Raw genomic sequence first — 12,294 nt, forward strand, 5'->3', positions numbered from 1 at the left:
CTGTTTATGGAACGGACCGCTGAGGTGTTTGGCGACAAGGTCGGTTTCGTCCAGGGAGGCGAACGCTTGACGTATCGGCAGCTGGCATCGGAGACCACCCGGCTTGCCAATGCGTTCCGGTCCGTCGGCGTTGTCGACGGTGACCGTATCGCCTATCTGAGTCCGAATACGGCGCAAATGTTGATTGCGCACTTTGCCGTGCCATTGGCCAAGGCGGTGCTTGTGGCAATCAATACCCGGCTCAGTTCTCCTGAGGTGCTCGAGATCCTCAAGCATTCCGGCGCCAGGTTGCTCGTAGTCGATGAGTCCCTACGGTCGGTGGTTGAACCCATTTTGAACGAGGCGGTTGGAGTGGAGCGAGTGGTCGTGGTTCCGGCCGAGCCGACTCCAGAAAGCGACTATGCGAACTTTCTCGCCGCCGGGTCCGACGATCCGATTCCCTGGCGGGTCGATGATGAACGCCGGGCGATCTCAATCAACTACACCTCGGGAACCACCGGCCGGCCGAAGGGAGTCCAATACACCCATCGGGGGGCATACCTCAACGCATTGACCGAGATCATTCACAGCCGTCATAGCCCCGAATCTGTGTATCTGTGGACCCTGCCGATGTTTCATTGCAACGGTTGGTGTACGACCTGGGGGGTGACCGCCGTCGGTGGTACTCACGTCGGGTTGCGAGCGGTCGATCCAGAAGAGATCTGGCGTCTCATCAACGCCGAGGGTGTTTCCCATCTCAACGCTGCCCCAACCGTCTTGATCTCTTTGGTCAACCATCCGGCGGCGGTTCCCTTCGGAGGCTCCATGACGATCACGACGGCCGGAGCTCCACCCAGCCCGACCATCATCAGTCAGATCGAAGATCTGGGGGCCGCCATCGTGCATGTTTACGGGTTGACCGAAACGTACGGTCCTCACACCATCTGTGAATATCAACCTGCCTGGGATGGCTCGACCCATCGAGCGACGCTCCTCGCCCGCCAGGGCGTCTCCTTCATCGGGGTCGACCCGATACGGGTGGTCGACGACGACATGAACGACGTTCCCCTGGATGGAACGACCATGGGAGAGGTCGTCATGCGCGGTAACAATGTCATGGCGGGCTATTACAACGATCCTGAGGCTACCGCTGAGGCATTTCGCGGCGGGTGGTTTCACTCCGGGGATGTGGCCGTCTGGCACCCGGACGGTTACATCGAGCTGCGGGACCGCTCGAAGGACATCATCATCTCCGGAGGCGAAAACATCTCGACGATCGAGGTTGAACAAGCTGTGATGGCACATCCGGCAGTCCTGGAGGCGGCGGTCGTGGCGATCCCTCACGAGAAGTGGGGTGAGCGACCCAAGGCATTCGTCGTCGCTAAACCTGGTGCCGTCGTGGATCCCGAAGAGATCATCGCCTTTGTGAAAACCCGGATCGCCCGGTTCAAGGCACCAGACGCGGTCGAAATTGTCGAACAGCTACCGAAGACGTCGACAGGAAAGATTCAAAAGTACGTATTACGCGAGCAGGAATGGGGCGACCATGCACGAAGAATCAACTGATCATTTGGTCTCGGCCACTCTGATGCTACGCTGATCTTCCGTGACGAAATACATCTTTGTTACTGGTGGCGTTGTCTCCAGTTTAGGTAAAGGAATCACGGCAGCTTCCCTCGGACGCCTGCTCAAAGAGCGTGGTCTCAACGTGGTTCTCCAGAAGCTTGATCCGTATATCAACGTCGATCCTGGAACGATGAATCCGTTTCAGCATGGCGAAGTGTTTGTGACCGATGACGGCGGCGAAACCGACCTCGATCTCGGTCATTATGAACGATTCACCGGGGTTAATCTACGACGCGACGCATCGGTCTCGGCTGGCGCCATCTACCTGTCGGTCATCCAAAAAGAACGGCGTGGCGACTACCTGGGTGGGACCGTACAGGTGATCCCGCACATCACCAATGAGATCAAAACGCGGGTGAGGCGGATGGGCGAGAGCGATGACGTGGATGTCGTCATTTGCGAAGTCGGGGGTACGGTCGGTGACATCGAGGGACTCCCGTTCCTCGAAGCGATCCGACAGTTCGGCAAAGATGTCGGTCGCGGAAACGTTGCCTATATCCACGTCACGTTGGTCCCCTACATTCCGGCCTCAGAGGAACTTAAGTCCAAACCAACCCAGCATTCCGTCGCCGAACTGCGCAGTCGGGGCATTCATCCCGACGTCATCGTGGTTCGTTCAGATCGACCGATTGACGATGCGATTCGTCGCAAGATCAGCTTGTTCTGTGACGTTGAGCTAGAAGCTGTCATCAACGCGCTTGATGCCAAGGACATATACGCAGTGCCGCTGGCCTTGCACGCCGACGGTCTCGACAAAGTCATCCTTGACCGTTTGCACATCGAGGCCCCAGAACCAGACCTCACGCGGTGGCGCCACATGGTGGACCGGGCAAGCCAGGCTACCGAGGTTGTCACGATCGGTCTCGTTGGTAAGTACGTCGACCTGCCAGACGCCTATTTGTCGGTCGTCGAAGCCCTCCGCCACGGAGGATTCGCCAACGATGTAAAGCTCGACCTTCGCTGGATCCCGGCCGAGGATATGACTGGCCTGTATGCGGCCAGCCACATGGAAAATCTTGATGGGATTCTCATACCGGGTGGGTTCGGGCCACGGGGGATTGAGGGCAAGATCGAAGCGATCAGATTCGCAAGGGAGCAACGGATACCGTTCCTTGGTCTTTGTCTCGGTCTTCAATGTGCGGTCATCGAATTTGCTCGCAACGTTGCCGGTCTTGCCAATGCCCATTCAGCCGAGTTTGAGCCGATGGCCCCACACCGGGTCATCGACCTGATGGAAAGCCAGCAAGACGTCTCCGAAAAAGGCGGAACGATGCGCCTCGGTCTGTATGCCGCCAAACTGGCCAAAGATTCGCTCGTTGAATCGTTGTACAAGGACGAGGTCATCTACGAACGCCATCGGCATCGCTATGAGGTGAACAACAAGTATCGCACCCAGCTCGAAGCGGCCGGCCTTCGACTGTCGGGAGTGTCACCGGATGGGCGGTTGGTTGAGATCATCGAGCTCCCCGGCCACCCGTTCTTTGTCGCCAGTCAATTCCATCCGGAATTCAAATCACGGCCGGACGAGCCGCATCCGTTGTTTGAGGGGTTTGTGCGCGCTGCCAAAGCACGCTCCCGCCGCCTCCCGGATATCGAGCTTTCGACGAGCGTGGTGACCGAGACGATTTAGTGCCGTTCCGTCACGTAAATCGCCAGTCTCTCGTTACCGGAGCATTTCTTTCTTTCGATCGTTTGGAAATCGAAAGCCCCGATGGGCACCGGGCCGAACGGTTCATGCTTACCCACCCGGGTGCCGTCGCCTTGTTGCCCGTCGACGGTGACGACGTGTTGTTGGTGCGTCAGTATCGGGGGCCGGTCGACATGGAGATGTTGGAAGTACCGGCCGGGAAACTCGATGCCGGCGAAATCGATGCCGTGGGTGCGGTACGCCGCGAGTGCATGGAAGAGGTAGGCATGGATCCGGGGATTATCGAACCGCTCGGACACATGTTCACGAGTCCTGGCATCACCAACGAACGGATCGACCTGTTCTGGGTTGGCGATCTCAAACCCGTACCTGTCCGTCCCGATGGTCCCGAGGAAGAACACTCCGAGATCATTCGGGTTCCCATCGACAGCCTGGGTGAACTGGTGGCTTCGGGGACCTTGACCGACGGCAAGTCGATCGCCACGATCAGCCGATACCTGTTACGTAATGGTGCTTGAAAAGGCGATCGAGGACTATCTGTCGTTTCTCCTTATCGAGCGCGGCCTGGCGTCGAACACGGTCGTCGCCTATCGGCGTGACCTCGGCCAATATCGGGTGGCCGTCGGCGAGGAGCCGCAACCTGGCGACATTGAGAGGTTCGTTGAGGATCTAACCGACCTGGGGTTGGCAACCGCAACCATCGCCAGGAAGATTGCGGCAGTCAGGGGACTGCACCGATTCCTGGTGGCCGAGGGCCTGCGAGTAGACGACCCGTCGGTGCTCATCGAAACGCCACCACAGCCGGACTCGTTGCCGAAAGCCCTCGATGTCGATGAAATGGTTCGTCTGCTGGAAGCGGCTTCAAGGGTCGGTCCGACGGGTACCCGCGACCGGGCGCTCGTCGAGTTCATGTACGGATGTGGAGCACGGGTGAGCGAGGCCGTGGCACTGGACACTCATAACCTCGACCTTATCGATCGGACCGCGCTCATCACGGGTAAAGGCAACAAGCAGCGGATGGTCCCTTTAGGATCGTTTGCTGTCGAGGCTCTTACCCAGTGGCTTGATGACCGGATCGGCTGGGTGGGCCCTGAGCAGCCGGCGGTCTTTGTCAATCGTCGGGGGGGACGGCTGACCCGCCAGAGCATCTTCACCATCGTTCGGACCGCTGGTGAAGTAGCCGGCCTGGAGGGGCACGTTTCGCCGCATTCATTGCGCCACTCCGCGGCCACCCACATGGTTGAGGGTGGTGCGGATCTTCGCAGCATTCAAGAGATGCTCGGTCACGTGAGCATTTCGACTACGCAGATCTATACCAGGGTGTCTCCCCAGCATCTCCGGGAGATCTACATCGAAGCCCACCCGCGCAGCCGCTAGCCAACTTACCGGGATGAAACACCCGGACCGACGCCGGATTCGCGACTAGGCTCATGGCAAGGCTCCCCGGGGGGCTTGGTGGAACCATTCGTAGGATGCAGGGTGATGCATGGTTGATTACGACGCAACGCGGGCCATTCTGGCCGAGGAGCGAGCCAAGCTCGTCCGGCAACTCGACGAGCTCGGCGCGACAGAAACCGGTGAATTGAAGTCTGGTTTGAATCTCGGTGAGGGGTTCGCAGACGCTGGTGCCATCACGGCAGAGAGAACTGAGCTGTTGGGTTTGGCGGAATCATTGTCGACCCAGGTAGAAGAGGTCGATTCCGCATTGGCGGCGATCTCCGCCGGCACATACGGCGTGTGTTCTTCCTGTGGGCAGGAGATTTCACCCGCTCGTCTTGAGGCCCGACCATCGTCAACATTATGTGTGGCCTGCAAGTCGAAACGCTGAGTGAACCTATCCCACCTGGCTCGCCGCTTTTTCGCGTTCGGGTCGGCTAAACCTCTTACTGAGAACGAGCGAAACTCGTTGGCCATCCGGCTACCCGACCCGGCTCTTGCCGAACTCTTCTTTGCGCAGCCGGTCGCCGACCAGCGACACGGATACGATGCCGGCGAATGGTTGGCACATCGGGAGGCCGCACCCTGGATGGTTCAGGCCGGCATGTTGCACGATGTCGGAAAGCGACACGCCTCCATGGGACGATGGGGGCGAGCGGTTGCCACGGCTTTCAGTTGGTTGCGAATCGTTCCGCCCGGAGCCATGTCGCTCTACAATGCCCATGGTTCGACCGGGGCCGATGAGTTGGCGGCCTTGCACGCGGACGCCCGCGTGGTGGCTTACACCGCCCATCACCATGGGCAGCGCCCGGCCGAGTTGGCGGTTGGTGAGTGGGAGATGCTCGACGAGGCTGACCGCGAGAACTGAATTCGGAGATTGCTGAATGGAACAGAAAAGGGCTCACCCGTGACATATGAGGTCAAGACCGCGGTATTCGAAGGTCCGCTTGACCTGTTGCTCCAGCTCATCACCCGTCATCAGGTCGATATCACTCAGGTAAGCCTGTCGTCCATTGTCACGGAGTATTTGTCCTATCTCGACGAAATCCGGGGAATGGATCTCGAAGTGGCTTCGGAATTTCTATTGATCGCCGCCACCCTTGTTCAGCTCAAGGCTCGTCATCTTCTCCCTGACGATGGGCCGGTTGATCTTGATGAAGAGCTAGCTCTGATGGAAGAGCGCGATCGACTGCTGGCCAGGCTGCTGGCATGTGTCACATTCAAGGACGTAGCTGCAGTACTGCGATATCGGCTGCAGGAAGGCAACCGGTATGTGGGACGGGTCGGGGGATTGCCGCCTGAGATCGAGCTGCCCCAACCGGAGCTCAGGATTCCGGTCGACAGTTTCGGACTGGCTGCGATCGCCGAGACGGTGTTCAACCGTTTGCCGCCCGAGCCTGACCTCGATCATCTTGAGCTCGACCTCCCGTCGGTTCAGGATGCCATGTACGACCTTCGCGCCAGGATGGAGCTGCTTGCCGAGGTGACATTCGAAGATCTTGTCGAGCATTGCTCGCGAAGAGTTGAGGTCGTCGCCTATTTCCTTGCACTGTTGGAGTTGGCCCGCTGGGGCATGGTCCAGGTTGCTCAGACCGATTGGCTCGACCACATTCAGGTAACCCACATAGGGAACATTGCACCTATGACAAGTGAATGGGGTGGCTAGTGGAAACCAAAGCACTATTGGAAGCCATCCTGTTTGTGGCAGAGAATCCGGTCCCGGCGAGCGAGTTGGCTGAGGTGACCGAAGAGACTCAGGAGCGGATCGTCGAATTGCTCGGCGATCTCGCTTCGGATCTTGATACCGGCGGGCGCGGACTTGCGTTACGTGAGGTTGGCGGCGGGTGGCGGTTGTACGCCCATCCCGACGCTTTTGCCCACCTGGAGCGTTATGCCGCGTCGCCAACGGCCGCCAAGCTTTCCGGAGCCGCTCTTGAAACACTTGCGGTTGTGGCTTATCGCCAGCCGGTATCGCGGGGCCAGGTTGCCGAGATCCGGGGGGTCGATTCGGATTCGTCGCTGCGCACGCTCGAACGGAGAGGTCTCGTTCGCGAAATCGACCGTCTTCCTCTTCCAGGTAATCCGGCGACCTATGGCACCAGTGAGCTGTTCTTGGAGAAGCTCGGGCTCCGAAGCCTGGCCGATCTGCCGCCGCTGGCCGACCACGTCCCACCCCGCGAAATCGTCGAGACACTGGAAGAGACCTTCCGCCCTGACAGTGCCTGAGACCGAAAAGCTTCAAAAGGTCATTGCCCGATCGGGTGTCGCTTCAAGGCGTCGAGCCGAGATGTTGATCGGGGAACGTCGGGTGACGGTAGATGGGGTAGTGGCCCACCTCGGGATGCGAGTTGATCCATCGACTGCGACCGTAGTGGTCGACGGTGCCACGATCCCGGTTGACCCTTCGTTCGTGTACTACCTGCTCAACAAGCCGATTGGTGTGGTTTCGACCGCGGACGATCCGCAAGGCAGGGAGACGGTCGTCAATCTGATCCCCACGGATGGTCGCATTTACCCGGTTGGCCGTCTCGATCAGGACTCGGGGGGTCTGCTGATCTTGACGAACGACGGGACCTTGACAGCCAGGCTTACCCACCCCCGCTACAACGTTGCCAAGGTCTACAACGTTCTTGTCGAGGGCAGTGTCTCCAAAACCGTCGTCAACCAGTTCACAGACGGCATCGAACTCGACGATGGTGTTGCTTCTGCAGAGTCGGCCAAAGTGATCGATCGCTCCGGAAATCAAACGATGCTTGAACTGGTTTTGACGGAGGGACGCAACCGTGAGATTCGACGGATGGCCGAGGCGGTCGGCCATCCGGTCGTTTCGTTGTTTCGCGTCGCGATCGGTCCGATTCGCGATCCTGGGTTACGGTCTGGCAAGTGGCGAGTGTTGACTACCGATGAGGTCCGGGCTCTCTATGACGCCACCCAAGACTGATCTCAAACTGATCGAGCCGCGTGGTCCGCTTAAGATTCGGGTGCGACCCCCTGGCTCGAAAAGCCTCACCAATCGGGCCCTGCTCATCGCAGCCCTGGCCGATGGCGAATCGCGCCTTGAGAATCCGCTCCGATCCGACGACACGCTGGCGATGGGCGCCTGCCTCGAGGCCCTGGGCAGTCGGATCACCGACGACGGTGACGATCTCGTCATCTCGGGTGGGCCGTTCCACCAACCGGTGTCCCCGCTCGATGTCAACCTATCGGGAACCGCCCTGCGATTTCTGGTCGCCGCATCCTCACTTGTCCCGGGAGGGGCCACGGTCGACGGACGTCAGCGCATTCGTGAGCGACCGATCAAACCATTGACCGATGCCATGGCAGAGTTGGGCGTGAACGTTTCCGTCGATTCGCAAACCGGGGGCGCGCCCGTGGTGGTCGGCGGGGGCGGGTTGCGGGGTGGGGTTGTCAGGATGGATGCTTCGGCGAGTTCCCAGCCAGTGTCGGCGCTCATGATGGTGGCTCCCTTCGCCACCGGTCCGGTCCGAATCGAGTTTTTGGGCGGTCAAAGTATCTCCGCATCGTATCTGCAAACGACGGCTGAAGTCATGGCCGCCTTCGGGGTTGAACCGGAACTGGCGGTCGATCATGTTGTCATTCCGACTGGCCGGTATCGGCCGCTCGCCTACGCGATCGAAGCTGACGCCTCGGCAGCCGTATACGCATGGTGCGCGGCGGCGATCAGCGGGGGAGAGGCTGTCGTGACCGGTATTGGGGCTGGTTCGAGCCAGGCCGACCTCGGCGTTCTTGAGGCGCTGGCGGCCATGGGCTGTGCCGTTGAAGTCGGTTCGGCAGAGATCCTCGTTCGAGCCCCCAGGCGGCTGACCGGGATAACCATGGATCTCGGTCAGTGTCCGGACGGAGCGATGGCCATTGCCGTTTGTGCGGCGTTTGCCGATAGACCATCACGGCTGACCGGACTCTCGTCCTGGGCCGTGAAGGAGACGGATAGGTTGGTGGCGGTCTCGACAGAACTTGCCAAGTTAGGAGTGGGGGTTGTGGCGACCAGGGACTCTTTGAGCATCGATCCTCCCTCCATCATGTTGCCGACGGAAATACAGACCTACGATGACCATCGGATGGCAATGGCCTTTTCGTTGGCTGGACTTCGAGTACCGGGAGTCCGGATTGGCGATCCGGAGGTTGTTTCAAAAACCTGGCCGGGCTATTGGGAAGAGTTCGCCACATGGAGCTAACCGGTTACGTGGTCGCCATCGATGGGCCGGGGGGCAGCGGTAAAACCACGGTCGCCCGGTCCGTTGCGATGGAATTGGAGCTGCCACATCTTGACACTGGCGCCTTCTACCGGGCGGCTACGGTGGCCGTCCTTCGGGCCGGGATCGATTGTGAAGATCAGGAGGCGGTGGCCGCGCTCATCCGGGCTGTTGAGCTGAGGTACGACCGGGGGCGAATGCTGCTCAACGAAGAAGACGTCTCCGAGGCTATTCGTAGCGAGCAAACGACGTTGGCAGTCTCAGCGGTGTCCGCGGTACCCGAGGTGCGGCGACTGATGGTGCAGGCTCAACGGAACTGGGTGGCTGAGCGGGGCGGATCGGCGGTCGTCGAGGGGCGTGACATCGGTAGCGTCGTGTTTCCCGACGCGGCGTTGAAACTGTTCATTACTGCCCGTCCCGAGGTAAGAGCCCGGCGTCGCGCCGGTGAGGTAGCCGGCGACCAGGAACTCATCGAACAAGACCTGGCGAGGCGTGACACGATCGATTCCACCAGGGCGGTTTCCCCGCTTCAGCACGCGCCCGATGCCATTGAAGTCGATACCAGTGACTTGTCGGTAGACGAAGTTATCGCCCGGGTACTCACATTGGTGGCAGCTACTCGCTGATGAGGTCGAGGGCTTCGGTCGCCGTCCACGACCGGTCATCTTCCAGCAATCCCCGGCCGCCCCGGTCGGACGCCGAGAAACCTGCTTCGACGACCGCTTGCAGGGCCGTAAGGAATCCTCGTAGCTGGGGTGGAAGCGGGAAGTATTCGCCTTCCTTCGTGACCTGGATCAACTCGACCCCATTGCGTGGGTTGATGCGATCGATAACCTCCGACACGAGGTGATCGGGGGCGGAGGCTCCGGCAGTCACTCCGACTATGTCTATACCGGTCAACCATTCAGGATCGATGCCCTCTGCGTTGTCAATGCGGTAGGCCGGAATGCCCGCCTCGTGGGCCACCCGGACCAGCGCCCTGGTATTGGATGATGAGTCGCTGCCAACCACCAGGACAAGATCGGCCGAGGTTGATAGTTGTTGGACCGCTTCCTGCCGGTTGGTGGTCGCATAACAAAGATCAGATTTGCGAGCGGTCTTAAGTTCGGGGAACTCGGCTTGCGACTGTTGGAGCACGTCCTGCCACTCGAACAGCCCGAGTGTGGTTTGAGCCAGCAAGGCGACCTTGGTCGGGTCTTTGGCGGTGAATGATGCCAGTCCTCGCTCGGGTTCGATCAACGTGATGTGCTCGGGCGCTTCGGCGATCGTCCCGACCGCCTCGTCGTGGCCCTCATGCCCGATATAGAGGATCTGGAACCCCTTGTCCGTGAGTGTCTTCACCTCGTGGTGCACTTTGGTCACAAGCGGGCAGACGGCGTCAACCACAACTCCGGCCGAAGCCTGGGCGGCGGCTACCACCTCGGGGGCCGATCCGTGGGCCGAGAGCATGACAGGTGCGCCAGGAGGGACCTCGTCCATGCTGTTGACGAAAATCACCCCGACTCGTTCAAAAGCGTCAACCACCCATCGATTGTGGACGATCTCGTGGTAGCAATAGACCGGCGCTTCGAAGACCCGCACCATCCAGGTGAGTGACTTGATGGCCATTTCGACACCCGCGCAGAAACCGCGCGGTTCGGCAAGTTGTACACGCTGGACCATAGCGGCCATGTTAGAGGCCGGACTGGCGTACCCCGATTCCAGTCGGCCCTCATTGCGCCCTAGAGTTCCGTCATGCGCAGACTCCCCATCATCGCCGTCGTCGGTCGGCCAAACATTGGCAAATCGACCTTGGTCAACCGCGTCATCGGCAAGCGCGAGGCGGTTGTCGAAGAGCAGCCAGGGGTTACGCGAGATCGGCGCGAGTTCATGGCCGACTGGGCGGGCAGGCAGTTTCTCCTGATCGACACGGGTGGATGGCAGGTCGACGAGAACGAACATCTGGCGGCCGACATCTCCGCACAGGCGGAGGCCGCTGTCGCGGTCGCCGACGTGGTGCTTTTTGTGGTCGATGCCACGACCTCGCTGACCGACGATGATCTTGGCATCGCCAAGTTGGTGCGAGGTGCCCGTAACGTGGTGCTGGCGGCCAACAAGGTTGACTCAGTGAACCAGCAGGACTTGCTGCCGGATCTGTGGGGCCTGGGACTGGGGGAGCCTTCGCCGGTGAGCGCCCTCCACGGCCGAGGGATCGGCGATCTACTCGATCGCCTTGTCGACTATTTGCCGGCGACCATGGAAGAGTTTGTTGAAGACGAGGTTCCTCGGCTGGCCATCATTGGTCGGCCCAACGTCGGTAAGTCGACACTCCTCAATCATCTGGTGGGGGAGCAGCGGGTGTTGGTATCGCCGGTTCCGGGGACTACGCGTGATCCAATCGATGTGCGGGTCGTATTGGAAGGCAAGGAATATCTGGTCATCGACACGGCCGGAATGAAACGCCAGCCGAAAATCAAGGAGAGCGCTGACTTCTATTCAGTCCAACGCGCCAAGCGGGTAGTCGTCGAAGCTGATGTGGCGGTTCTCGTGATCGATGCGGTGGACGGTGTCACAGCCCAAGATCAACGTATTGCCGAGGAAGTCCGACTGGCGGGCACGGCCATGATCATTGTTGCCAACAAGTGGGATATTGCCGATTCGGATGAGCGAGCCGTTACCGAGGACGGAATTGCCGATCGACTCGGATTCTGTTCGTGGGCGCCGGTCCTTCGCATGTCAGCCAAGACCGGCGCCAGAACGCATCGGCTACCCAAGACCATCGTTCAGGTTCTCGAGTCCAGTCACCGGAGACTCTCCACCGGGAAGCTCAATCGTCTCATTTCCGAATGGACTCAGGCGCACCCAGCCCCGGTTCGAAAGGGTCGGCGTCCAAAAGTGTTGTACGCGGTCCAGGCGGGTGTCCAACCGCCCACGTTCATCCTCTTCGTGTCTGGCGGCGAGTTGGGCGACGACTACCTCCGGTATGTCGAGAACCGATTGCGAGAAGCCATCGACTTCTCTGGCACGCCCGTGCATGTCATTGCCCGCAAACGGGCGAGTCGTGAGCACTGAGCCGGAGGAACCGCCGCGCCCTCCGGTGCCGTGGCACTTCAAGCTGATGGTTGGTCTGGCCGTTGTGTACGTCGGATGGCGGGTCGTGCAGATGATCGGCTGGCTGATTGATTGGGTGGCGAGCCGCGTCTAGCCGGGTGACGATCGGGCGAGACAGTGTTCGATCGGACCTGGGGCGGTACCGAGTCATGATGTGTGGTCGGGCTGGCGGGATTTGAACCCGCGACCTCTTGTCCCCCAGACAAGCGCGCTACCAAGCTGCGCCACAGCCCGTTTCCGTCAGACTAGCGGGGCGGACCTGGCCCCGATCCGAACGAACCGTGGTGACCTCGGTTGCAG

General features: G+C 60.2%; 13 protein-coding genes and 1 tRNA gene. 12 read left to right on the forward strand and 2 right to left on the reverse strand.

The window, feature by feature from the left end:
- The first annotated feature begins 6 nt into the window (after nucleotides 1-6).
- The 10 genes from JJE47_12790 (at nucleotide 7) to JJE47_12835 (ending at nucleotide 9,530) form a co-directional block, all read left to right on the forward strand.
- Nucleotides 7-1,545, forward strand: a complete 1,539-nt coding sequence (locus tag JJE47_12790; protein ID MBK5268302.1) for a long-chain-fatty-acid--CoA ligase — start codon at nucleotides 7-9, stop codon at nucleotides 1,543-1,545.
- Between the two features lie 40 nt (nucleotides 1,546-1,585).
- Nucleotides 1,586-3,235, forward strand: a complete 1,650-nt coding sequence (locus tag JJE47_12795) for a CTP synthase (GenBank protein MBK5268303.1) — start codon at nucleotides 1,586-1,588, stop codon at nucleotides 3,233-3,235.
- The gene (locus JJE47_12800; GenBank protein MBK5268304.1) at nucleotides 3,235-3,771 is read left to right on the forward strand and encodes an NUDIX hydrolase; all 537 of its coding nucleotides are present in this window, start codon (nucleotides 3,235-3,237) and stop codon (nucleotides 3,769-3,771) included. Before JJE47_12795 ends, JJE47_12800 begins: the two co-directional genes overlap by 1 nt.
- Nucleotides 3,761-4,630 carry a tyrosine recombinase XerC gene (locus JJE47_12805; protein MBK5268305.1) on the forward strand — a complete coding sequence of 290 codons (870 nt, stop codon included), beginning with the start codon at nucleotides 3,761-3,763 and terminating at the stop codon, nucleotides 4,628-4,630. Before JJE47_12800 ends, JJE47_12805 begins: the two co-directional genes overlap by 11 nt.
- A 109-nt stretch (nucleotides 4,631-4,739) precedes the next feature.
- Complete coding sequence (locus JJE47_12810) at nucleotides 4,740-5,081, forward strand: TraR/DksA C4-type zinc finger protein (GenBank protein MBK5268306.1); 342 nt, start codon at nucleotides 4,740-4,742, stop codon at nucleotides 5,079-5,081.
- Nucleotides 5,082-5,558, forward strand: a complete 477-nt coding sequence (locus tag JJE47_12815; GenBank protein MBK5268307.1) for a hypothetical protein — start codon at nucleotides 5,082-5,084, stop codon at nucleotides 5,556-5,558.
- 39 nt (nucleotides 5,559-5,597) lie between these two features.
- Nucleotides 5,598-6,356, forward strand: a complete 759-nt coding sequence (locus tag JJE47_12820; GenBank protein ID MBK5268308.1) for a segregation/condensation protein A — start codon at nucleotides 5,598-5,600, stop codon at nucleotides 6,354-6,356.
- 426 nt (nucleotides 6,357-6,782) lie between these two features.
- On the forward strand, nucleotides 6,783-7,631 hold the full coding sequence (locus JJE47_12825) for an rRNA pseudouridine synthase (protein MBK5268309.1): 849 nt from the start codon (nucleotides 6,783-6,785) through the stop codon (nucleotides 7,629-7,631).
- Nucleotides 7,612-8,886 (forward strand): 3-phosphoshikimate 1-carboxyvinyltransferase, encoded by a 1,275-nt coding sequence (aroA, locus tag JJE47_12830; GenBank protein ID MBK5268310.1) that lies wholly within the window; start codon nucleotides 7,612-7,614, stop codon nucleotides 8,884-8,886. The genes JJE47_12825 and aroA overlap by 20 nt, the downstream gene beginning before the upstream one ends.
- Nucleotides 8,877-9,530, forward strand: a complete 654-nt coding sequence (locus tag JJE47_12835) for a (d)CMP kinase (GenBank protein MBK5268311.1) — start codon at nucleotides 8,877-8,879, stop codon at nucleotides 9,528-9,530. The genes aroA and JJE47_12835 overlap by 10 nt, the downstream gene beginning before the upstream one ends.
- On the opposite strand, the gene ispH is transcribed toward JJE47_12835, so the two are convergent.
- Nucleotides 9,520-10,575, reverse strand: coding sequence for a 4-hydroxy-3-methylbut-2-enyl diphosphate reductase (gene ispH / locus JJE47_12840; protein ID MBK5268312.1), 1,056 nt, complete (start codon nucleotides 10,573-10,575; stop codon nucleotides 9,520-9,522). The genes JJE47_12835 and ispH overlap by 11 nt on opposite strands.
- Nucleotides 10,576-10,638: 63 nt before the next feature.
- Here ispH and der point away from each other — a divergent pair, with 63 nt between their 5' ends.
- Nucleotides 10,639-11,955, forward strand: a complete 1,317-nt coding sequence (der, locus tag JJE47_12845) for a ribosome biogenesis GTPase Der (protein ID MBK5268313.1) — start codon at nucleotides 10,639-10,641, stop codon at nucleotides 11,953-11,955.
- The gene (locus JJE47_12850) at nucleotides 11,945-12,088 is read left to right on the forward strand and encodes a hypothetical protein (GenBank protein MBK5268314.1); all 144 of its coding nucleotides are present in this window, start codon (nucleotides 11,945-11,947) and stop codon (nucleotides 12,086-12,088) included. The genes der and JJE47_12850 overlap by 11 nt, the downstream gene beginning before the upstream one ends.
- 63 nt (nucleotides 12,089-12,151) lie before the next feature.
- On the opposite strand, the gene JJE47_12855 is transcribed toward JJE47_12850, so the two are convergent.
- Nucleotides 12,152-12,228, reverse strand: a tRNA-Pro gene (locus JJE47_12855).
- Between the last annotated feature and the right edge of the window lie 66 nt (nucleotides 12,229-12,294).

Source organism: Acidimicrobiia bacterium, from assembly GCA_016650365.1.
GTDB lineage: Bacteria > Actinomycetota > Acidimicrobiia > Spongiisociales > JAENVV01 > JAENVV01.